This window comes from Pseudomonas sp. Leaf48, assembly GCF_001421885.1.
Taxonomy (GTDB): domain Bacteria; phylum Pseudomonadota; class Gammaproteobacteria; order Pseudomonadales; family Pseudomonadaceae; genus Aquipseudomonas.
In genome coordinates this window covers 27,993-49,719 of sequence record NZ_LMLH01000033.1, presented here as the reverse complement: position 1 = coordinate 49,719, position 21,727 = coordinate 27,993, and the positions used below count along the sequence as shown (strand labels likewise).

23 protein-coding genes are annotated in these 21,727 nt (G+C 59.1%); 13 read left to right on the top strand and 10 right to left on the bottom strand.

Going from position 1 to position 21,727, the window contains the following annotated elements; translation table 11 throughout:
- Nucleotides 1-117 precede the first annotated feature (117 nt).
- From ASE98_RS26800 to ASE98_RS24640, 7 genes are all read left to right on the top strand, one after another.
- A complete protein-coding gene (locus ASE98_RS26800; RefSeq protein WP_156465554.1) occupies nucleotides 118-285 on the top strand; it encodes a hypothetical protein in 168 nt (55 codons plus the stop codon).
- Nucleotides 282-482 carry a DUF3102 domain-containing protein gene (locus ASE98_RS24665; RefSeq protein WP_060543930.1) on the top strand — a complete coding sequence of 67 codons (201 nt, stop codon included), beginning with the start codon at nucleotides 282-284 and terminating at the stop codon, nucleotides 480-482. Before ASE98_RS26800 ends, ASE98_RS24665 begins: the two co-directional genes overlap by 4 nt.
- A gap of 6 nt (nucleotides 483-488) precedes the next feature.
- Complete coding sequence (locus ASE98_RS24660) at nucleotides 489-767, top strand: hypothetical protein (RefSeq protein ID WP_060543929.1); 279 nt, start codon at nucleotides 489-491, stop codon at nucleotides 765-767.
- Nucleotides 764-1,645: a toprim domain-containing protein gene (locus tag ASE98_RS24655; protein WP_060543928.1), complete on the top strand. Its 882-nt coding sequence runs from the start codon at nucleotides 764-766 to the stop codon at nucleotides 1,643-1,645. Before ASE98_RS24660 ends, ASE98_RS24655 begins: the two co-directional genes overlap by 4 nt.
- Complete coding sequence (locus ASE98_RS24650) at nucleotides 1,632-3,431, top strand: DUF927 domain-containing protein (RefSeq protein ID WP_060543927.1); 1,800 nt, start codon at nucleotides 1,632-1,634, stop codon at nucleotides 3,429-3,431. Before ASE98_RS24655 ends, ASE98_RS24650 begins: the two co-directional genes overlap by 14 nt.
- A 330-nt stretch (nucleotides 3,432-3,761) precedes the next feature.
- Nucleotides 3,762-4,076 (top strand): hypothetical protein, encoded by a 315-nt coding sequence (locus ASE98_RS24645; RefSeq protein WP_060543926.1) that lies wholly within the window; start codon nucleotides 3,762-3,764, stop codon nucleotides 4,074-4,076.
- Nucleotides 4,073-4,717: a helix-turn-helix domain-containing protein gene (locus ASE98_RS24640; protein ID WP_060543925.1), complete on the top strand. Its 645-nt coding sequence runs from the start codon at nucleotides 4,073-4,075 to the stop codon at nucleotides 4,715-4,717. Before ASE98_RS24645 ends, ASE98_RS24640 begins: the two co-directional genes overlap by 4 nt.
- Before the next feature lie 26 nt (nucleotides 4,718-4,743).
- Here ASE98_RS24640 and ASE98_RS26795 read toward each other — a convergent pair whose 3' ends face one another.
- From ASE98_RS26795 to ASE98_RS24610, 5 genes are all read right to left on the bottom strand, one after another.
- The gene (locus ASE98_RS26795; RefSeq protein ID WP_156465553.1) at nucleotides 4,744-4,908 is read right to left on the bottom strand and encodes a hypothetical protein; all 165 of its coding nucleotides are present in this window, start codon (nucleotides 4,906-4,908) and stop codon (nucleotides 4,744-4,746) included.
- Between the two features lie 1,500 nt (nucleotides 4,909-6,408).
- Complete coding sequence (locus tag ASE98_RS24630; protein WP_060543923.1) at nucleotides 6,409-7,416, bottom strand: zinc-dependent alcohol dehydrogenase family protein; 1,008 nt, start codon at nucleotides 7,414-7,416, stop codon at nucleotides 6,409-6,411.
- A gap of 528 nt (nucleotides 7,417-7,944) precedes the next feature.
- Complete coding sequence (locus ASE98_RS24620; RefSeq protein ID WP_060543921.1) at nucleotides 7,945-8,802, bottom strand: TauD/TfdA dioxygenase family protein; 858 nt, start codon at nucleotides 8,800-8,802, stop codon at nucleotides 7,945-7,947.
- Between the two features lie 174 nt (nucleotides 8,803-8,976).
- A complete protein-coding gene (locus ASE98_RS24615) occupies nucleotides 8,977-9,288 on the bottom strand; it encodes a muconolactone Delta-isomerase (protein ID WP_060543920.1) in 312 nt (103 codons plus the stop codon).
- A gap of 132 nt (nucleotides 9,289-9,420) precedes the next feature.
- Nucleotides 9,421-10,437, bottom strand: coding sequence for an NADP-dependent oxidoreductase (locus tag ASE98_RS24610; RefSeq protein WP_060543919.1), 1,017 nt, complete (start codon nucleotides 10,435-10,437; stop codon nucleotides 9,421-9,423).
- Nucleotides 10,438-10,668: 231 nt separating this feature from the next.
- Between ASE98_RS24610 and ASE98_RS24605 the strand changes: the two genes are divergently transcribed.
- The gene (locus ASE98_RS24605; protein WP_201782604.1) at nucleotides 10,669-11,667 is read left to right on the top strand and encodes an AraC family transcriptional regulator; all 999 of its coding nucleotides are present in this window, start codon (nucleotides 10,669-10,671) and stop codon (nucleotides 11,665-11,667) included.
- A gap of 481 nt (nucleotides 11,668-12,148) precedes the next feature.
- Here the strand turns inward: ASE98_RS24605 and ASE98_RS24600 are convergent, their stop codons facing one another.
- The 5 genes from ASE98_RS24600 to ehuB all read right to left on the bottom strand — a co-directional run bounded on the left by ASE98_RS24600 (nucleotide 12,149) and on the right by ehuB (nucleotide 15,602).
- Nucleotides 12,149-12,388 (bottom strand): hypothetical protein, encoded by a 240-nt coding sequence (locus ASE98_RS24600; RefSeq protein ID WP_060543917.1) that lies wholly within the window; start codon nucleotides 12,386-12,388, stop codon nucleotides 12,149-12,151.
- Nucleotides 12,389-12,487: 99 nt separating this feature from the next.
- A complete protein-coding gene (gene ehuA / locus ASE98_RS24595; protein ID WP_082457645.1) occupies nucleotides 12,488-13,363 on the bottom strand; it encodes an ectoine/hydroxyectoine ABC transporter ATP-binding protein EhuA in 876 nt (291 codons plus the stop codon).
- Complete coding sequence (gene ehuD / locus ASE98_RS24590; protein ID WP_060543916.1) at nucleotides 13,363-14,019, bottom strand: ectoine/hydroxyectoine ABC transporter permease subunit EhuD; 657 nt, start codon at nucleotides 14,017-14,019, stop codon at nucleotides 13,363-13,365. The genes ehuA and ehuD overlap by 1 nt, the downstream gene beginning before the upstream one ends.
- Nucleotides 14,016-14,675 (bottom strand): ectoine/hydroxyectoine ABC transporter permease subunit EhuC, encoded by a 660-nt coding sequence (ehuC, locus tag ASE98_RS24585; protein ID WP_060543915.1) that lies wholly within the window; start codon nucleotides 14,673-14,675, stop codon nucleotides 14,016-14,018. The genes ehuD and ehuC overlap by 4 nt, the downstream gene beginning before the upstream one ends.
- Before the next feature lie 69 nt (nucleotides 14,676-14,744).
- Entirely contained in the window at nucleotides 14,745-15,602 is an 858-nt protein-coding gene (gene ehuB, locus ASE98_RS24580; protein WP_060543914.1) for an ectoine/hydroxyectoine ABC transporter substrate-binding protein EhuB, read from the bottom strand.
- 277 nt (nucleotides 15,603-15,879) lie between these two features.
- Between ehuB and ehuR the strand changes: the two genes are divergently transcribed.
- From ehuR to doeB, 5 genes are all read left to right on the top strand, one after another.
- Nucleotides 15,880-17,274 (top strand): MocR-like ectoine utilization transcription factor EhuR, encoded by a 1,395-nt coding sequence (ehuR, locus tag ASE98_RS24575; RefSeq protein WP_060544068.1) that lies wholly within the window; start codon nucleotides 15,880-15,882, stop codon nucleotides 17,272-17,274.
- A gap of 108 nt (nucleotides 17,275-17,382) precedes the next feature.
- Nucleotides 17,383-18,354, top strand: a complete 972-nt coding sequence (gene eutB / locus ASE98_RS24570) for a hydroxyectoine utilization dehydratase EutB (RefSeq protein ID WP_060543913.1) — start codon at nucleotides 17,383-17,385, stop codon at nucleotides 18,352-18,354.
- Between the two features lie 36 nt (nucleotides 18,355-18,390).
- The gene (eutC, locus tag ASE98_RS24565) at nucleotides 18,391-19,383 is read left to right on the top strand and encodes an ectoine utilization protein EutC (protein WP_060543912.1); all 993 of its coding nucleotides are present in this window, start codon (nucleotides 18,391-18,393) and stop codon (nucleotides 19,381-19,383) included.
- Nucleotides 19,384-19,426: 43 nt separating this feature from the next.
- Nucleotides 19,427-20,617, top strand: a complete 1,191-nt coding sequence (gene doeA, locus ASE98_RS24560; RefSeq protein ID WP_060543911.1) for an ectoine hydrolase DoeA — start codon at nucleotides 19,427-19,429, stop codon at nucleotides 20,615-20,617.
- Nucleotides 20,618-20,620: 3 nt separating this feature from the next.
- A complete protein-coding gene (gene doeB / locus ASE98_RS24555; protein WP_060543910.1) occupies nucleotides 20,621-21,622 on the top strand; it encodes a N(2)-acetyl-L-2,4-diaminobutanoate deacetylase DoeB in 1,002 nt (333 codons plus the stop codon).
- The last annotated feature ends 105 nt before the right edge of the window (nucleotides 21,623-21,727 follow it).

Genomic DNA, 21,727 nt, shown 5'->3' with positions numbered 1-21,727 from the left:
TGGGAGGCGTTCGCGCCTGCCGGGTTCCTTTTGCCCCGGTTGACCAACCCGCATACAGTCCGCCTCCATTCGTTTGGTCACGAAGGTGGCGGCTCCCCAGCAAAAGGAGCTGTACCCATGCAACACATCCTCAGCCTCAATTCGTCCAAAATCCGCGCACTTGCTCACCGCCGCATGGCCTTAAGCGCCCTTCGTGCTGACTCATCCCTATCTGTCCGCCTCACCCGTTACAACGCCCACATGGCAATCGTCCGCAGCCTGGAAGCTGTCGGGGATGAGCAATGAACAAGCAATCAACTGTCACCGCCATCGCCAGTGGGCACAGCCTCAATCTGGTCCAGGAACAGGTTCCGCACGGTCAATGGAACGCATGGCTGGCGGAAAGCGTGACGGCGGCAACGCGCACGGCTCAAGCAGACATGAAGCTGACATCGAGCGAGCCAGCGGCGACCAGCGCCAGCCCTGACCCCGTAGAGGCTTAACCCACCATGAATAACCAAACCTGCAAAAAAGCGGGAACGCCGAAGGCTTGCCCTAAGAAAACAACGACGCTTTTTTACGTCACCCATCCGAAGATCGCTAAGGCATTGCTAGGCCCCTTCTTGACCGAAGCCGACGCTGAGTGCGGGCGCGTAGTCATGCGCAGCGCTGACGCCGTTGTCACGTCTGCCTTGGTCAAGTCGGTGGACGACTTCACGCAATGGCACGCAGTGAATAACGGTCAGGTCATGCGGGCCTTTGCTGGCGCTGCACGAGGTGCCGCATGACAGACACAGCAATCCTTTTTCGTGGCGCGCTCCAGTCAGTGTTTGGGCCGCTCGACTGGCTCCCCGTGCCCGATGGTGCGATTCATCGTTTCCGCGTTCCGGACGACAAGTCCGGATCACTCAATGGGTGGTACGTGCTCTATCTCGATGGCATCGCCTCGGGTGCGTTCGGCAGTTGGAAGGCTGGCGGCACCCACACCTGGAACAGCCGTGAACCTGCCGACCACCGTGAAACCGAACAGGTGCGCCAACGCATCGAGCAGGCCCGCCAGCAACGCGAGGCCGAGCAACGCCAACGCCAACTGAGCGCGGCAACCCTTGCTCAACGCTGGTGGCGTGACGCACGACGCGCCGACCCTGGCCACGCCTATTTGATCACCAAGAGCGTTCGCTCCCACGGCCTGCGCCAGCGCAATGACGAGTTGCTGGTGCCGCTGTATGCCGATGGCATGCTGGTCAACCTGCAACGCATCGCTCCGGACGGCAGCAAGCGTTTCATGGCTGGTGGCCGTGTAAAGGGCTGCTATTCGGCGCTGGGCCAGGTCGCCGTCGGCCGTCCGCTGTGTATCTGCGAAGGCTGGGCCACGGGGGCCACGCTTCACCAGGATGGCAGCTACACCGTGGCGGCTGCCATGAACGCCGGCAACCTCAAGCCGACCGCGCTGGCGCTGCGTGCTCGCTACCCGAATCTGGAAATCATCCTTACCGGCGATGACGACCGAATGACCGAGGGCAACCCCGGACGCACCGCCGCCAATGCCGCCGCCGCAGCCTGTGGCGGCTTGGTGACATTCCCCGAGTGGCCCGCCGATGCGCCCGCCCACCTATCCGACTACAACGACCTCGCCACCTGGAGACGCGCCCATGGGTACGCCTGAAAACAACGTGATCAACTTGCGCCCCGAAGCGCCCATGGTCGAGCCTGAGCGCCCATGCTGGGGCGTTTACGATCACTGGGTGACGAATGAGAAAGGCCGCAGATTGCGCCCCGGCGTGTACTGGCACGGCTTCAAACGCAGCGCCGCCGACGATGATGCCGACGACGACAAGACAGACCGCCCGATCACTGACGAATGGATCTCCACCCCCGTGACCGTCGCCGCTCGCACCACCAATAGCGATGACGGCAGCGAGGGGCGTTTCCTGCGCCTAGTCACGGAGAGCGGCACCAAGGAATGGATTATTCCCATGGAGGTGTTCGGCGGCAGCGGGGAAGACGCCAGGCGCCAGCTGTTCGGTATGGGCGTGATTATCGCCCTCAAGAAGCGCGGCCAGTTCATGGAGTATTTGCTTGAGCAGCGGCCCGCCGAGGTGTTCGCCACCACCTGCCGACCGGGCTGGCATGAGTCGGGGGCATTCGTGTTGCCAGGGCGCACCCTTGGCAGCGACAAGGTGCGGTATCAGGCCAGCGGCAAGGGACAGAACCTGTTCAGCCTGCGCGGCGACCTGGAGCACTGGAAAGCCGAGGTCGCGGCCAAGTGCGAGGGCAATCCGATACTGACGCTGGCGATTGGCTGCGCCCTCGCTGGCCCGCTGCTGAGTCTGGTCGGCGTGCTGGGCGGTGGTGTGCATCTGGTGGGCGACAGCTCCAGCGGCAAGTCACTTGCGCAACTAATCGGTTCCTCGGTATGGGGCGACCCCGGCATCTTTGCTGCGTCGTGGGACATGACCAAGGGCGGTTTGGAAATCGAGGCATCAGGCCGCAATGACACCATGCTGCCTCTGGATGAAATCAAACGCGCCGACCCCAAGCGTGTACAGGAGATGGCGTACTCGCTCGCCAACGGCCAGGGCAAAGGCACCATGACCCGCGAGCGGGAAGGTCGGGCCAAGCTGTCGTGGCGTCTGCTGGCGCTGTCGAGTGGCGAACGCTCCCTGTCTGAACACGCGGCCATCGGCGGTAATGCAGCCCATGCTGGCGCTGAGCTGCGCATGGTGGACGTGAACGCCGGTACTCGCACCCACCGGGCCTTCGATGAATTGCACGGCCTTGCGGGAGCGGACTTCCACCGCCTGCTGACCGTTGCTGTCGGCGCCCACCACGGGCATCTCGGGCCAGCGTTCGTGGAGAAGCTGCTCGCCAGTGATGACCGCCCCGGCCTGCTGGAAGACTTCGCCGGTATCCGCGCCAGCTTCATCGAGGACAACGCCCAGGCTGGACGTGTGGCCGACCGCTTCGCCGTCATCGCATTAGCGGGGGAAATGGCCATCGCCTATGACCTGTTGCCCTGGACGCCGGGGAGTGCCCTAGCCGACTGCCAGTTGCTGTATGGCGAATGGCTGAGCCGCGTCGGCAGTGGCAATGCCGAAGACCGCCAGATCCTGGCCGGCATCCTGGACTTTATCGACAAGCACGGTAGTAGCCGCTTTTCCGACGTGGACGCGCCCGAGGTAGACGCCAAGGTGTTCAACCGCGCCGGCTACTGGGAAGTGGTGGCCGGTAAGCGCCTCTACCTGTTCAACAAGTCGGCGCTGACCGAAGCAGCACATGGGCACGGGCTGACGCGAGTAGTGAAGGCGCTAGAAGGCGCTGGCGCTATCGCCAAGCACGATACCGACCGAGACAGCCGCAAAACCAAGAAATACCGCCTGCCCGCTGGTGGGTCTGCCCGCCTGTATGCCATCGACCAAGAAGCCATGGATGGCGAAGGGGTCAGCCCATGAACACCACCCAGCGTCATTGCCCGGATTCACAGGAACCTATTTTCGTGGGGAACAGGGGGAACGGGGGAACGGCCAGTAAAACCGTGGCCTATAGCCGTTCCCCCTTATTGAAGTGTTGGGGAACAGGGGGAACACAAACATGTTTTTAAATATAAGAGTCTGTGTATTTTCTGACATTTGGTTATCACTGTTCCCCCAAAAAAACGGTGGGGTACAGGTTCCCCCTCTGGAGGCCCCGGAAACACTGGGTGTTCCCCCCGTACCCCCGTTCCCCCGATTTATTTTCACAGACACATTTGGGATGTATGGCAATCCGGGCGAGGTGGCGCAATGAGCCTCCTTTCCGGCCTGCTCGATCACATGCCCCCGACCATTGCTGGCGCCGATAAACCGACCATGGCGAATCGCACCCCGGATCGCCCGCGCCTGCTGTTGGTGGATCGCATCGAGCGCCCCGGCCAATTACCGGCAAGCACCTACACCAACGCCGCCAATGCCGCACCCGAGTGGCGCCACGCCCGTGATCAATACCTGAATCACGTTATGACCTGCCGCGCCTGCTATGCGCCTACAGCCCGTCACTGCCTGGCTGGCGCCGACCTGCGCGCCGACTACGAAAACACGCCTATGGAGCTGCACCCATGACTTTTGTTAAAAACGATACTTTGGCACGCTCCATTGGCAAACGCCTGCGCGCTGCCCGCACTTGTGCAGGTATGAAGGCAAGCATCGCCGCCGAACGCCTGGGATACTCGAATGCCACTCAGATTTCGCTAGCAGAGAAAGGTGAGCGCATTCCGCCCCTACGTACTCTCATTGAATATGCCAAGCTCTACGTGGTGCCACTGGACTATCTCTGCGGGCTGATTGACGATCCTATCGCCGATGCAGCCGAAACAAACCAGGGCGTCATCGCGAACGCTGTGGCCGATGCCATAAGGGGTCAATTCAGCCGCTTGGCAAGCAGTGTGGCGGAGCAAGCCAGCATCACAATCGCCGGCTACAACCAAGATCGACGCGACCTGCAAAACATATGCTCTGCCGCAGTACGGGCACGCTCCGCGCTGAAACGAGTACGGGAACTAAGTCCCGAGTTCGACAATGACTGGCGCGGCACGGCAACCCTTGTTAGGGGGCTTGATATCCTCACCGACCTCGCCAGCAGAGCCAGTGAACGCCTGGCAAGGGAGCGGCGCTTACGCGATACGGTAGACCAAGAGCTGTCACTGGATGAGATGAACAGCAGGGCCCGCAAAGGCATTGTTCAACTGACTTTCACCGACTAAAAAGCCGTTTTCCGCTCGGTATGACATTAACTGAAATTAACAACAGCACTCCTGGGATGGCAGGCTTCAATCGCGAAATCAACCCATGAATGAGCCGCGTCAATAGCCGAAGACTCCCTGAACAGCGTCGCACGGTCCAGCACGTTGCAGGCCTCGCCGCCCTCGCCTATCATTTGATCGAGGTTGTGCAAGTCGCGCTCCAGCGGCGCCCCACTGGACAGTAGGACGGATCGGCGATTTACCGTGGATACGACGGAATCTAAAGCCCCGCTACTTCCACCCGTGACTTGCGCGGCCTCACTTCTATTGATGGACTGGTCACGGCCAAACTTACCATCGACCATTTTACTCACAAGCTCATTTGATCTTGACTGCCTCCTCTGTGCTGAGATGTTTTCATCTTCAGCGTTCGGGTGGAGCAAAGACCAGCGCAAAGCCCACAAGTTGCGCCCGCACCTGCCATGCCATTCACCGCCAAACACCATCGCCTAGATCGAGCAACAGGCCACCGCCCACCGTCGCTTGAAGCGGGAAGACCTGTGCACATAGATGCGCAGGCGCGCAACGAAATTGACGGCAACAGGGACTTCAAACTGACTATGTAAACCAGCGTCGCTGCGCTCAGACTGCCTGTCCAAGTGGATACGGATCAGGTGTCCAGGTGAGCGTGGAACGAGCGTCCGAATGATCGTGGGCTGGGTGTCCAAGTGGCGTGGAATCCGCAATCAGAGGTCTCAGTTACGGGGACGCATAGGCGCCGCGTAATGCTAACAATGGCTAACGTGCCGAGACGTTGGCAAAGCGCTAACACCGATGGTTCGGTATTGGTGGGTGAATTACTAGAAACCGATCAGTTACCTGGCCTATCATTTGATTGAGGTTGTGCAAGTCGCGCCCCAGCGGCGCTCCGCTGGACAGCAGGACGGATTGGCCATTTTCCGTGGATACGACGGAATCTAACGCCCCGCGAATTCCACCCGTGACTTGCGCGGCCTCACTTCTATAGATGGACTGGTCACGGCCAAACTTACCATCAATCATTTTGATCACAAGCTAATTTGAGCTTGACTGCCTCCCCTGTGCTGAGATGTTTTCATCTTCGGCGTGCGGGTGGAGCAAAGTCCGGCGCAAAGCCCGCAAGTTGCGCCCGCACCTGCCATGCCATTCACCGCCAACACCATCGCCTAGATCGAGCAACAAGCTACCGCCCACCGTCGCTTGAAGCGGGAAGACCTGTGCATATCGATGCGCAGGCGCGCAACGAAATTGACGACAACAGGGGCTTCAGACTGACTATGTAAACCTGCGTCGCTGCGCTCCCACTGCCTGTCCATGTGGATACGGGTCAGGTGTCCAAGTGAGCGTGGAACGAGCGTCCAAATGATCGAGGGCTGGGTATCCAAATGGCGTGGAATCCGCATTCAAAAGTGTCTCACTTACGGGGACGCATAGGGCGCCGCGCAATGCCACAATTGTTAAGAACTGTTAGCATGCCGACACGTTTTCCAAGCGCTAACACCGAGGGTTCGCTTCTCGCTTGTCACGCATCTGGATGCGAAATTGCGGCGAACTTGACCGACCAGGCAGAGCTGAGAGGCTCATATCGACCCAAAGCGGACTATAGCGACAGGTAGCAATCTGCCAAGCGGACTATCCTTCCTCGTCCCCTTTCCACACTAGGGGCTTTTCAATTAATAGTGCAGGCAGACCTTGCCAAAGTGACTGGCCGTGATCTGGTGGGCAAAGGCATCGGCAATCCGCTCCAGTGGATAGCGGCTGTCGATGACGGGTCGCCAGCTGAAGTTTTCCAGCGCACGCACCATGTCCTGTTGCTGCTCGCGGCTACCGACGATCAGGCCTCGCAGGGTTTGCTGCTTGCGCATCAACTCCAGGGTTGGAACGCTGCCGGAAATGCCGGTGAGCACGCCGATCAGCGCGATGTGGCCGCCGGGCGCGCAGGCGCGTATGGACTGGGGCAACGTGCCCGGGCCGCCCACTTCGACCACTATGTCGGCACCTCGCCCCTCAGTGGCGACCAGAACAGCGTCGCCCCATTCTGGTTGGTCTTTGTAGTTGATGACGTGGTCGGCCCCCAACTCTAGCAAGCGCTCCTTCTTGGCCTCGGACGAGGTCGTGGCAATCACCCGGGAGCCCATTGATTTGGCCAACTGCAACGCAAGGATGGAAACGCCGCCGGTACCCAGCACCAGTACCGTATTGCCCGCCTGAATGCGCCCGTCGACCACCAACGCACGCCAAGCGGTCACGCCTGCCGTGGTCAGCGTGGCCGCTTCTTCATGGGTGTAGCCCTTTGGCGCGAGGGTGAAGGCATCAGTGGCCATGTTGACTACTTCGCGGGCAAAGCCGTCGACACCATCGCCGGGCACTGTCTGGAAGGTAGTGGGCACGACGCGGCCTGATTGCCAGAGGGGGAAGAAACACGACACCACATGATCGCCAACGATGAACTCAGTCACGCCTTCGCCGACGGCGGTGACGACCCCTGCACCATCGGACATGGGGATGCGCCCATTCTCCGCACAGGCATGGCCGGTGACGACGCCGAGGTCATGGTAATTGAGCGAGCTGGCATGAATCCGCACCTGAATCTCGCCTGCGTTGGGCGCACCCGGAGCAGGCATGTCGACCAGGCGCAGATTATCCAGACCAGCGGGATGTTGCAGTTGAATGACTTTCATGAGAGTCCTTGGGTTAGTACTGCGCGACATCACGCATGCTCGTAATGTAGATCAAGAAGCGGTACTCCAAGTCGCTGCTATGCCGGAGGTTGGCGCAGAAATCCAGCGGTTCCTGATTCGCTTGGACGCCGCCGATGAGCGAGCCCGCCAGGGAGGCTATCCGTTACATACTTGCGTTTCGGCTAAAAGCTATCTATCGGCTCACAGCGACTACTTTGACCCCTTTTCTTAGGTGTTGAACGGAAGGTTCGGGTCGAGGCTGTGTAAAAACGTTTTTCAGCGCGACAGGTACTCAAAACCGGACTGGAAATCGCGCTTCTACGTAAAATCCACATCTGCTGACGTGTCGATAAATTTCAGATTTAACGTAGACGCGCACACTGCAATCTTGGCGAAGCGTTTTTACACGCTCTGGGTCGATCACAGCCTTTTGTGGCAGACAACAATCGGCCAGAGGTAGCAAGTTGCTTCAGACAAAACTAAAGGAGGCGCTTGGAGGCGCCTCTGGAAACTGGGCCGTTTTACTCGTTAGTAGGGTTTGTCGCCGGTGATGGTCGCGCGCTCCATCTTGCGATGGCAGGGTGGATAGTCCATCACGGCATAGTGCTGGGTGCAGCGGTTATCCCATATTGCCACGCTGTGTTTCTTCCAGCGCCAACGGACTTGGTACTCGGGGTTATAGGCCTGGCTAATCAGGTATTTCAGCAGGTCGACACCTTTTTGGTTGAGGTCCTGGCCTACACGGACACGTCCTTGGGCGTGGTAATTCACGAAATGCGTAGCGTAGGCATTGACGAATAGCACCTTCTCGCCAGTTTCGGGATGGGTACGTACTACCGGATGTTCGGCATCCGGGTATTGCGCCTTCATCGCCAGGCGCTTTTCCTTTGGCATGGCGGCGGCGAAGGAAGAGTTGAAGCTGTGATTGGCGATCAAGCTATCAATTTCCTGCTTCACATCCACAGGCAGATTGTCATAAGCCATCACCATGTTGGCCCACATGGTATCGCCACCAGTTGGCGGACATTCGATGCAACGCAGAACAGAACCCATCGGAGGCGCTTCACGCCACGTGGCATCACAATGCCAGGAGTTCTCGTAGCGATCTGGCGGATTGTCCGGAGACTTGTAGATTTGCAGGAGACCCGGCGCCTCCGGGTGGTTAGGGAGCATTGGATGAGTTTCGAGCTGTCCCAGACGCTTGGCAAATGCTTCATGGTCGCGACGTGAGAACTTGTCCAAGTCCTGGTCCCGCAAAAAAAGCACTTTGTACCTTAATAGTGCTGCGTAAATTTCGTTGAAAAGGTCGTCATCGCGCACGGCGTCGCCTAGATTCACGTCGAGCAGTTCCGCGCCGATGACACAGGTCAGTTGTTCGATTCGCATTTCGTCTTCCTGTAATTATTATTGTGGGTCACGCCGCATCGCTCGTGGTTGAAGTTAACGTTTAACTATGCCGACCAATAAAATCGCGGTTTGGCAAGGCTCGGGGCATCTCTGACAAGCGCGAAGCCGTTGATAAAATACAAAGCGCTCCTGTCCGAATGTCAGGTCGCCACCTCAAAACGCCGGCATAGGCCCGTGCGCTTTTTGCCACGCTGCGGCGGCGGGATGTTCAACCAGAGGGGTAATGGACAATTTCATATACGGATACAGCGGAAGAGACCGTACCGCGGCATGAAGCTCCTCAAGACTGTCAGCCTCCCAAAGGCAGCAGGTGTCAGCCGTGCCTACTGGGCGCCAGATGCGGCGCAGTTTGCCCGTTTTAATAAACTCAAAAACGCGAGCATGTTCGCCCTGACGTAATTGTTCTTTCAGTTCCTCCGAAGTATCGGCAGGAACGGTTACTTCGAAGTGGATTAGAAAAAGCATCGTGGCTCCTTGACGGTGGGGGTTAAAAACGGAGCTGATTTGTCCGTTAATCCAAGAAACTGCGCGTAGAAGGGCAAATCCAAGCAGCAGGTAGTGGGTGCAGGAAGATGTTTCGCCAGCTATCGCCCGGCTTTAGACGAGTTTGACGAGCTGCTTGCCGAAGTTCCTGCCTTTGAACAGGTCAGACAAGGCTTCAGGCGCGCTCTCCAAACCCTGAGATACCGTCTCTCGATACTTGAGCTTGCCGGTAGCCACCAGCGTGCCGAGCTCCTTTAGTGCATCGGGCCACACTTCCATGTGCTCGCTGATGACGAAGGCTTCGAGCCGCATGCGGTTCATCAGGATGTGTTGGGTCTGGGTAATTGGAATGGGTTGGCCGTAGCGGGAGATCATGCCGCACAGTGCCACGCGCGCGAACGAGTTCGAGTGCAGCAGCACGGCGTCGAAGATCATGCCGCCGACATTCTCGAAGTGACCGTCGATGCCGTCGGGACAGGCCTCCTTCAAGGCCTGCGAAAGTGATTCCAGGTCCTGGTGCTGCTTGTAGTCGATGCAGGCGTCGAAGCCGAGTTCCTGCGTCACATACCGGCATTTGTCGGGGCCACCGGCGAGGCCAACTGCCCGCGCACCGCGCACCTTGGCGAGCTGGCCGACCGTGCCGCCTACCGCCCCGCTGGCCGCACTCACCACGACAGTCTGGCCCGCCTTGGGTTCGATGATCCTGTTGAGGCCATACCATGCGGTCACGCCCGGCATGCCGACCGAGCCGAGATAGGCGGACAAGGGAACGCAGCTCGTGTCCACTTTACGCAAGCCACCGAGCTCCGCGACGGTCACGCGTTGGTACAGCTGCCAGCCGCCCATGCCCACCACCGGGTCCCCGACCGCGAAAGCAGGGTTCTTCGACGCGGCGACCTCGCCTACGGTGCCGCCGATCATGACTTCGTTGAGCGGCTGTAGAGTCGCGTAGTTCTTCGCATCCGTCATGCGCCCACGCATGTACGGATCGAGGCTCAGGTAGTGGTGGCGCACTAGCACCTCGCCGTCCTGCAGGTCGGGCAGTTCGCGTTCGACGAGCTTGAAGTGCTGGGGCGTGGGTTCGCCAGTGGTGTGGGAAATAAGCAGCCACTGCTTGTTGTTCAAGGACATCTGGAGATCTCCTGTCAATTCACTTGGGAGAAAAAGAGAGCCCTAGAAAGAGGTGTTGTCTGTTCCGGAGTGGGCCGTCGTGGTTCGTGAGACGGGAGGCTAAGCTTGCTTCTCGTCTAGGATCAGTTTGTCGACCTCGACGTATCCTTGATGTATTTTTTGGGACATTTAATATCTAATCGGGGACACACGTTGCCATACTTCGTGCCGCTACTTCGAAGCGCCAGCCTCGTGGGATTTGACGATCTTGCACGAGAAGGAGGACTTAACCCGGACGCTATGCTGCGCCAGTCGGGCTTGAATCCTCGGCACTTGGTCGATCCAGATACGCCAATCAGCGCGTTGGCAGTGCGCCATTTGCTGGAGAGCTCCGCCGCTGTATCGGGAATCGAGGACTTCGGGCTGCGGTTAGCAAGGACAAGAAGACTCTCCAACCTCGGCCCGCTCAGTGTCCTGATGCGTGAAGCCCAGACTGCACGAGAGGCAATCGATAGCCTTTGTCGCTATATGCGGCTTGTAAACGCGTCTCTACTAACAACCGTCGAGGAGCACGACGATTGGTCAGTTGTTCGGTTGGAGGTGGTGTTAACAGAAGCGCACGGATCGGTTCGGCAGGTGACCGAGTTGTCTATGGGCGTGCTCTACCGCAGTATTGCCGAACTGTTAGGACCCAGTTGGAAGCCTAGAAGTGTTTGTCTTGAGCACCGTCCACCGCATGGTCCGACTATCCACAAAACGATGTTCGGAGGAACGGTGGAGTTCAATGCAGATTTCAACGGCATCGTCTGCGCCACGCATCTGTTGAGCTCACCGCTGCCCCCCTCGGACTCTCGCATGGCGCTCTATGCGCGCCGTATCCTGGATAACGCTCTTTCCTCCGCCGGCGAGGGTTCGGCGCATAACGCTCGGCGAACCATCATCGCGTTCCTGCCAACTGGCCGTTGCACGGCGGACCAAGTGGCGAAGACGCTGGGCATGGATAGACGTACGCTCCATCGGCATCTGCTTGCTGAAGGAACGAATTTCTCGTTGCTGCTGCGGACGGTTCGATCAGAGTTTGCCTCTCGACATCTTATCGATAGTGACCGTTCACTGGCGGAAGTTGCCGACCTGCTCGGGTTCTCAACTCCGAGCGCGTTCGGCTTCTGGTTCAGGAAAAACTTCGGCATGACGGCATCGATGTGGAAGCAATGCCAAGGGCGTGGTGCGCCAAGAGTTGGACCGGAGTGACCAGTGGTCACAGCTACAATCTGTGGTCGTTGGCTCGCAGCACTGAACGACCAGTTTGGCCTCTACACTACGAGACTTCATTTGGGTCGTGAGTTGTGATCCACAACCGTACGCTCTGGCAGGTGCTGACAGACCGCGAGGGGTCGTACGCAGCCACGTTAGAGTGTCCGCTTTTGGCCGTTTTCTGCCCGTCGCGAGGGGCAGAAAACGACCCTAAGCGGTCTTACGACTTTCGCGGAAGCGGACGTTCAAAGTGGATGCTTCCACATATTGGGCACGCCAACACCACGTCGGCATCTCTGTAAGGGGGTATCTGTCATTACAAAGCTCCTGAATCAGACCACATACCGGGCCATCAACCAATAGCCCATAAATCCGAATCACGTCACCGCCAGGACATGCCCCTGCATTGGGCCCCTACGCTCACAGAAAAGCGTATTTGCCTCAGCGGGACAGTGACCGGTCTGAATTGAGTGGCCGATTAAACGTCAATCAGGCGAACTGCCTGGCGCGAATCAATTGTTGGAATAAATCCGATGCCTTGGTGCTCTGTGATCCACTTCCGAGTCAGCTCTATATCGAAATACCAACCGTGGGTTTTCATCAGCACAAGCGCCGCACCCGTAATTCGACAATGCCCACAGCTCGGACAGGTTCTTTCCTCGTATTCACCATCAGTTTCAAAGACCGCCGCAGTTTCAACACAAATCAAGCAAGTCATGAACTACTCCTTTTGGCTTTCCCAAATCCCCCAGCAGGACGATGAACTGCAATCCCAACGCGTAATCGACCCGAGTGGCGGCCAGGGCTGGGAGCTTGCCTAGTTGGCTTCTTTCACCGCACTGAGAAACGCGCACGTGCGTTCCTGCTGCGGGTGTTCGAAGATTTGGGCCGGGGTGCCCTGCTCGTGAATCTGCCCTTTGTAGAAAAAGCACACACGATCAGCGAACTCCCGGGCGAAACCCATTTGATGCGTAACCATCAGCATGGTCAGGTTGTGTTCGGTGCCGAGCTTGCGGATCACGTTGAGCACTTCGCCGCACAGTTCCGGGTCGAGCGCGGAGGTCACTTCGTCGAACAGCATGACTTTCGGGCGCATGGCTAGTGCCCGGGCGATCGCCACCCGTTGTTGTTGACCACCGGATAACTGCGATGGGTAATGCCCGAGCTTGCTGCCCAGACCCACCAGCTCCAGCAAGTCTGCTGCACGTTCACGGGCCTCGGCCGGTTTCATACCGAGCACCTGCACCGGCGCCTCGATAACGTTTTGCAACGCTGTCATGTGAGGGAACAGGTTAAAACTCTGGAACACCATGCCGATCTTGCCGCGCACTCGGCGGATGTGCCGGTCATTGGCGGGCACCAATACACCGTTGCGATTGGGCATGTGGGTCAGCAAGTCATCCTCAATGCGGATCAGTCCGTCATCGATGCCTTCGAGTGTCATCAGTACCCGCAGCAGTGTGGATTTTCCGGAGCCGCTGGGGCCGATGATCGCGACTTTCTCACCCGGCGTGACGTCCAGGTTCAAATGATCGAGCACGGTAAAGTTGCCGTAGCTCTTGGTAACGTCCTGGAAGCTGACGATCGGCTTTACCGGTTTGGTTTCCTGCATGGCCATGGCCTCCTGCGGATGCAGCGGGGTCGGGTTGCTGTGCCGTGAAAGGTCACCGGGTGTCGACAGTGGAGTAGTCATTAGCGTAGCTCCAGGCGCACTTCAAGGCGCCGTACCAGATAAGCCAAAGCAATGCTTAGGGCGAGGAAAAACAGGCCGACCATGGTGATCGGCTCCAAATAGCGGAAATTCTCGGAACCGATGTTCTTGGCCTGTTGCATGATTTCCACCACGGTAATCGCCGACAGCACCGGCGTGTCCTTGAGCATCGCCACCAGGTAGTTGCCCAATGGAGGCAGGATCGGCCGCAGGGCCTGGGGCAGTATGATGTTGCGATAAGCGCTGTATGGGGCGATGTTCAACGCCGTGACCGCTTCCCATTGCGCGCGCGGCACCGCATCGAGGCCGCCGCGATACACCTCGGCGATGTAGCAGGCGTAATGCAGGCCTATGCCGAGAATCCCCACTTGCATCGCGGTCATGCTGACACCGTAATTGGGCAGCACGTAGTAAAGGAAATACACCTGGATCAGCAGCGGCGTGCTGCGAATGAACTCGATCACGGCGGTGGTCGGCCACGACAGCCAGACTCTGCGGCTCCTTCGACCGATAGCCAGGAACAGCCCCAGCACAATGGCAATCAGGAAGCCGACCAGGGTAATCCCCACGGTGTTAAGGGAAGCGCGCAGTAAATCGGGGAGGATTTGCCAGGCATAGGTCCAATCGAACAGTGTCATGACAGACCTCCACGCATCCGCCCGCGAGCCAGATGGCGCTCAATGTGACGCATGCCGATGTTGATCGCCTGCGCCAAGACGAAGTACATCACCAGCGCCAGGCTGAAAATTTCCAGAGTCTCGAAAGTTGCCTGATCCAATTGACGAGCCCTGAAGCTCAGGTCTGACAGGGTGATTAACGACACCAGTGAAGTATTTTTCAGCAATTCGATCAGCAGGTTGGTACCCGGCGGAATAGCGGCCAGCAATGCCTGCGGAAGAATGATGCGGCGAAAGCGCTTATAGCCGCTAAAGTTCAGTGCCGTGGAAGCTTCGTATTGCCCCTTGGCGACAGAGCTGATCGCACCGCGCATCACCTCGGCGCCGTAAGCACCAATGTGCAAGCCGAGGCCGACGATGGCCACGCTGTAGGGACTCAGTTCGAGGTTGAACGGCGGCAGCGGCAGCACGAAAAACAGCCAGAACAATTGCACCAGCAACGACGTGCCTCGAAACACTTCAATGTAAGCAATGGAAAACCAGCGCAATGGCCGCCAAGGCGACATGCGCCCCAGAGCCGCGAGGATTGCCGCGACAATCGCCAGCAGCGAACCGAAGATCGTCACCTGGAGTGTCACCCAGGCGCCTTGTATCAATAGCGGAAGTAATTCACCCATGGTTTAAACCTGTCCATCCGGATTAAGCAGGGAAATAGGCATCGCGCCGTGGCGCCATGCCTGTTTCGACTATTGAGCGCAGAGCTCGGCAGCCGTTTTGCTTGTCACGTTGGATTTGTCAAACCCGAAAGGGGCAACTGCCTTGAGGTGCTCTTCGGAGCCCAACCATTTTTTCAACTCGGCGTTGACCGCATCGCGCAGGTCTTTGTCTTCCGGACGGAAGGCGAGAGCACCGTATCCAATGTGTGACGGGTCATCCTTGAACTCGGTGACTGCTTCAACTTTTTCACCACCCTTGGCGGCCAAACCTTTCATGGTCAGTTGAGTACCCACTGCCGCGTCGGCACGACCGGCGCGCACGGCTTGCAACTGGGCGGTGGTGTCCGGTACTTGGAGGATTTGCTCATCCTTAACACCCGAGTCGCGGGCATAGCCCAGGTTCACCGTGCCGGCCATGATTGCCAGCTTCACCTCGGGATTCTTGGCGATGTCTTCGTAACTGTGCAGCCCCTTCGGGTTGCCTTTGGCCGTAAGCAGCGCGTCCGGCAGTTGATACTGCGGATCGGTAAACAGCACCTGCTTGCAGCGAGCCGGCGTGATGTACATGCCGGCGGCAATCACGTCGAAGCGCCCGGCGCGCAGACCCGGGATCAACGAGCCCCATTCGGTCAACACTCCGTCAACCTGTTTGATGCCCATTTTGGCAAAGATGGCTTTGGCGATTTCCGGTGATTCACCGGTGACCCTGCCGTCGGTTTCGGTAAAGGCGAACGGGGTTTCGTTGGCATAACCGATACGGATGCTGCTGTTCTGTTTGACGGTTTCCAGTGTCGTAGCTGCTTGGGCGCCGGAGACTAGGCCGAACATCGCGCAAGCTACGAACAGGTGACGCAATGCATGGGTGCTGCGGGAAGGGAAATTGCTCATCGATAAAATCTCCTGTTTCTTGTTGACCCGTCGGTGACGGCTCTGTGGTAGGAGGCAGTGTTACAAGAGCAAAGCGTACAAGGACTGATCTCATGGATCTGGGCGCAGTCCGGTACAGGTCGACTGATTTTGTTGTGGGCTTGAAGGTGCCCGGCTGTCGACCTTGAGCCGAGCATACAAAAGCGCTGAGCATCATTGTATTGCACTAGGACAATTGCATTGCATGGATACTAGCGCGATGCTGTCCCGACGAGCACAGACCCGGGTTTTAGCGCTGATGGACAAATGGAAAGCGGCACTGGATATCGTCCGCAGTGGCGAGTCAAAGTACAAGATTCTGGTGCAGGCGATTGCCGATGATATCGAGCAGGGTGTCTTGGCCAATGATCAGCGCCTGCCACCGCAGCGGCATGTTGCCGATACCATGGGTATCAGCGTGCAGACGGTCACCAACGCCTATAAAGAGCTGGAGCGTCAGGGGCTGGTGCGTTGCGAAGTCGGGCGCGGTAGCTTTGTGTCGCGGCGCATGAGCGATCGAGTGGCTACCTATATTCTCGATAGCCCTGAACGGGCCCTGGTGGATTTTTCCATCGCGCGGATCCTGCACACCCGCGAGCACGACCAGTTCTGGCGTGACACCTGCCGCGAGCTCAGCACGGAAGAGGATCAGCCGTGGATTCACGCATTTCGTCCAATTGCCGGTTTCGAGTCGCACCGCGAAGAGGCCATGCGCTGGATCGGACGGCAAGGACTGCGGGTCGAGCGCGATGACATCCTGATTACCAATGGCGCGGCCCACGGTATCTTCCTTGCGCTGGCATCTCTGGCGGGCCCCGATGATGTAGTACTTTGCGAAGGGGTCACCGATCACGGAGTGATCGGCAACTCTCAGGTATTGGGGTTCACCCTCAAAGGCCTGGAGATGGACCGTTATGGCATCGACCCGGAACATTTTGAAGACATGTGCAGCAACGAGCGCATCACCGCGCTGGTGTGCACGCCGAACCTGAACAACCCGACCACCAGCCTGATGCCGGACAGTCGTCGGCGGGAGATTGCCGACATCGCTCGGCGTTTCGGCGTGCACATCATTGAGGACGATGTATATGGGCCGTTGCTGGATGAGCATCGCGCGCCGCCGATCAGCCATTACCTGCCAGAACTGTCGTTCTATTGCACCAGCATGACCAAGTCGGTGCTGACCGGTTTACGCATCGGTTATCTGGTGGTGCCCAAGCGTTTGGCGTTGCGCACCGAGAGCATCTTGCGGGTTAATAGCTGGATGGCCACGCCCATGGTCTCCGAAATCGCCGCGCGCTGGATTCGCGACGGTCGCGCCGACACGCTCGTGCGTTTGCAGCGCAAACTGTTGGCCGGCCGACAGGCGATGGTCAGCGAATACTTGGGCGAGCACCTGCTCAGCCAGCATCCTCATGCATTGAATGCGTGGGTCGGCATTCCCCCGCATTGGGAGGTCGACAGCCTGGTTCGGGCCCTGCGTCACCGGCACATTGCCGTCACGTCGCCTGACCCGTTCACCGTGCGTGGCACGCCTCGGGCTCGAGCGGTAAGGATGTGTGTCGGAGCCGAATGCAGCGACGAAGAAATGCGGGACGCACTGATGAGCATGCGCGAGATATTCGGGCAGTACCCGCAAATCCACGATTTCTGACCGGGAAAAAGTTCGCAAAAAAGTTTGTCGGCTAAATTGCCCTAGTACATTCATTACGACAATCCAGTCCTCTTAGACTGCGCCCAACACCACAGTCGGGACGCGGTCATGTCAACGTTGCAGCTACATGATGTTTACCTCGCTCGCCAGCGCATCGAATCGCTTGTCCGGCGTACCCCCTTGGAATATTCGCCCAGCCTTTCGCAACGATTGGGCGTGGCGGTGTACCTCAAACTCGAATCCCAGCAAATCACCGGCAGTTTCAAATTGCGCGGTGCGAGCAATGCCGTGGCGCAGCTCAGCGCCGAGGAGAAAGCGCGTGGCGTGGTGGCGGCGTCGACCGGTAATCACGGTCGTGCTCTGGCGTATGCCGCTTCCCGGCAAGGCGTGAAGGCGACGATTTGCCTGTCGCATCTGGTGCCGGCGAACAAGGTTCAAGCCATTCGTGATCTGGGCGCCGAGGTATGCATCGTCGGCCAGTCCCAGGACGACGCCCAGCGTGAAGCCGAACGGATCGCCAACGAGCAAGGCGCGACATTGCTGCCGCCGTTCGATCACCCGGCCATCATCGCCGGGCAGGGCACGCTGGGGCTGGAAATCCTCGAACAGCAACCGGACGTGGCGCAAATTCTCGTGCCGTTGTCCGGCGGCGGTTTGTTTGCCGGGGTGGCGCTGGCGATCAAAAGCGTCAGCGCGAACATCATCACCCACGGCATCAGCATGCAACGCGGTGCAGCCATGCACGCCAGCCTCGCAGCCGGGCATCCGGTGGAAGTCGAAGAGCTGCCGACCCTGGCCGACTCGCTCGGCGGTGGCATCGGCCTGAACAACCGTTACACCTTCCACATGACCCGCGATCTGTGTGACCACCTGCATTTGCTCAGCGAGACTTCCATCGCCAAGGCCCTACGCCATGCCTATCGCGAAGAGCATCTGGTGCTGGAAGGCGCGGCTGTGGTCGGGATTGCCGCGTTGCTTGATGGATTGATTGAGCCGCGCGGGCCGATCGTGGTGGTGGTCAGCGGCCGTAACGTCGACATCGATCAGCACCTGCGCGTCCTCGCGGGCGCAGATGCGTGAACCACAACAATAACGACTGAATGGAGTGCCGCATTGATGAGTGACATCACCTTATTGAGCGAAGCGGATCTGCGTGCCTGCGTAGCACTAGACCTGCCGAGCATCGAAGCCATCGAACAAGCCTTTGTGCTACTGGCCACAGCAGCGGTGGCAATGCCGCCGATCCTGCGTCTGGACATCCCCGAGCACAATGGCGAAGTGGACGTGAAGACTGCGTACCTGCCGGGCCTGGAGCGTTTTGCGATCAAGGTCAGTCCGGGGTTTTTCGACAATCCGAAACTCGGCCTACCGAGCCTCAACGGCATGATGATGTTGCTGTCGGCGCGCACCGGTTTGCTCGACGCCTTGCTGCTGGACAACGGTTATCTGACCGCCGTACGCACAGCCGCGGCGGGCGCCGTGGCGGCTCGCGCCCTGTCGCGGGTCGACAGTCGCAGCGTGGCGCTGATCGGTGCCGGCGAGCAGGCCGCGTTACAGCTTCAGGCATTGCGCCTGGTGCGACCGATTGAATCCGTTCGAGTCTGGGCACGTGACAGCGCCAAGGCTCAAGACTTCAGCGCTGAATTGGCGCACGACAGCGGTCTGACGGTCACGACTTGCGCGAGCATCGACGAGGCCATGACCGGCGTGGACATTGCGATCACCTGCACCCCGAGCCGCGAACCCTTGATCGAAGCGCGCCATCTGCACCCCGGCTTGCATATCACAGCCATGGGCTCGGACGCCGAACACAAAAACGAAATTTCCCCCCAGGCGCTGGCGCAGGTCGACCGCTACGTGGCGGATCGCTTGAGCCAGACGCGAATCCTCGGCGAGTTGCATCACGCTCTGGCGGCCGGCGCTATTACCGACGAGTCGGGCTTGGCCGAATTGGGGCAAGTGCTCGCAGGCCAGCGCCCAGGTCGGACCAGCGAGGCGCAAGTCACCTTGTGCGACCTCACCGGCACCGGCGCCCAGGACACCGCCATGGCCAATCTGGCCTTCGAGCGCGCGCGCTCGGCCGGCAAGGGTTTTCAGTTCGGTAGCTAATCCACTTTTTTCATCCGTGCGTCATTTATCAGAGGGCATGTGCATGTCTCAGATAGTCGTCAATCTCCCGTTCGAACGGGAGGAATACGCCCAGCGTCTGGCCAAGGTTCGAGCGGCCATGCAGGTTCAGGGCATCGAGCTGTTGCTGGTCACCGATCCGTCGAACATGGCCTGGTTGACCGGCTATGACGGTTGGTCGTTTTACGTTCACCAATGCGTGTTGTTGGCGCTCGACGGCGAGCCGGTCTGGTTCGGTCGCGGGCAAGACGCCAACGGCGCCAAGCGCACGGTGTTCATGCAGCACGAGAACATCGTCGGTTACCCGGACATCTACGTGCAGTCCCGGGAACGCCATCCGATGGATTACCTTTCGCGGGAAGTCATCAGTGCCCGGGGTTGGGACGCGCTGACCATCGGCGTGGAAATGGATAACTATTATTTCAGCGCCGCCGCGTATTTGTCGCTGCAGAAAAACCTGCCGCAGGCCAAGCTGATCGACGCGGTCGGGCTGGTGAACTGGCAGAGGGCGATCAAGTCGCCCCAGGAAATCGCTTACATGCGCATCGCTGCGCGCATCGTCGAAAACATGCACGGGCGGATCCTCGAACGGATCGAGCCGGGCATGCGCAAAAATGAACTGGTGGCTGAAATCTACAGCAGCGGGATCCTCGGCGCTGACGGTCATGGCGGCGATTACCCGGCCATCGTGCCGCTATTGCCCACGGGTGCCGACGCCAGCGCGCCGCACCTGACCTGGGACGATTCGCCGTTCGAAAAAGGCGCCGGGACCTTCTTTGAAATCGCCGGTTGCTACAAGCGTTATCACTGTCCGCTGTCGCGCACGATCTATTTGGGCAAACCTCCACAGCACTTCCTCGACGGCGAAAAAGCCGTGGTCGAAGGCATCGCCGCAGGACTGGAAGCAGCCAAACCGGGCAATACCACCGGCGACATCGCTGTGGCGTTTTTCAAAGTGTTGGAGAAATTCGGCATCCACAAGGACAGCCGTTGTGGCTACCCGATCGGGATCAGCTATCCGCCAGACTGGGGCGAACGCACCATGAGCCTGCGTCCCGGCGACACCAGCGTGTTGCAGCCGGGCATGACTTTCCACTTCATGCCGGGCCTGTGGATGGACGATTGGGGGCTAGAAATCACCGAAAGCATTCTGATCACCGAAACCGGCGTCGAGACGCTGTGCAACGTGCCACGCCAACTGTTCGTGAAGGATTGAGCCATGAGCGACCTGCCTGACAACCCGATCAGCGCCACGGTGGATTTTGCCCGCGAAGGCGTGCAGCACGGGTTCCTCAAATTGCCGTACTCCCGGGACGACTCGGCCTGGGGCGCGGTGATGATTCCGGTCACGGTGATTCAGCGCGGTCAGGGTCCGACCGCGCTGCTTACCGGCGGTAACCACGGTGACGAATACGAAGGCCCGGTGGCGCTGAGCAAACTGGCCCAGGGCCTGACAGCCGCCGATGTCACGGGGCGGGTGATTATCGTCCCGTTCATGAACACCCCGGCGTTCCATGCCGGTCGGCGCACGTCGCCGATCGACAAGGGCAATCTGAATCGCAGTTTCCCCGGTAAGCCGGACGGCACCGTGACCGAGAAAATCGCCGATTACTTCAACCGGACCTTGTTGCCCTTGGCCGACATCGTGCTGGATATCCATTCCGGTGGCCGCACCCTGGACTTCCTGCCTTTCGCGGCTTGTCATGTGCTGCCCGACAAGAACCAGCAAGAGCAATGTGAAGCCGCTATGCGCGCCTTCAATGCGCCTTACAGCATGCGCATGCTGGAGCTCGATGCCGGGTCGATGTACGACACCGCCGCCGAGCGTCAGGGCAAAGTTTTTGTCACGACCGAACTGGGTGGCGGTGGTTCGTCCACGGCGCGCAGTGTGGCGATTGCCGAGCGCGGGGTGCGCAATCTGCTGGTGCATGCGGGGATTCTCGAAGGTGAGATCCAGACCACGGAGTCAATCATGCTCGACATGCCCGATGCCAATTGCTTCATCGACAGCGAACACGATGGCTTGCTGGAAATGTGCCGCGATCTGGGCGATAACGTGAGAGAAGGAGACGTGATTGCCCGCGTTTACGACGCTACCCGTAGCGGCGTCGCCCCGGTGGAATATCGCGCGGCCCGCAGCGGGCTGCTGGCGGCGCGCCACTTTCCCGGAGTGGTGCAGTGCGGCGATATCATTGCAGTCATCGCCGATGTATTGACCTGATCTAAAAACCTGTGGGAGCGAGCCTGCTCGCGATTGCGGCGTTACTTCTCTCATTGATGTGACTGAAATATCGCTATCGCGAGCAGGCTCGCTCCCACAGGTTTG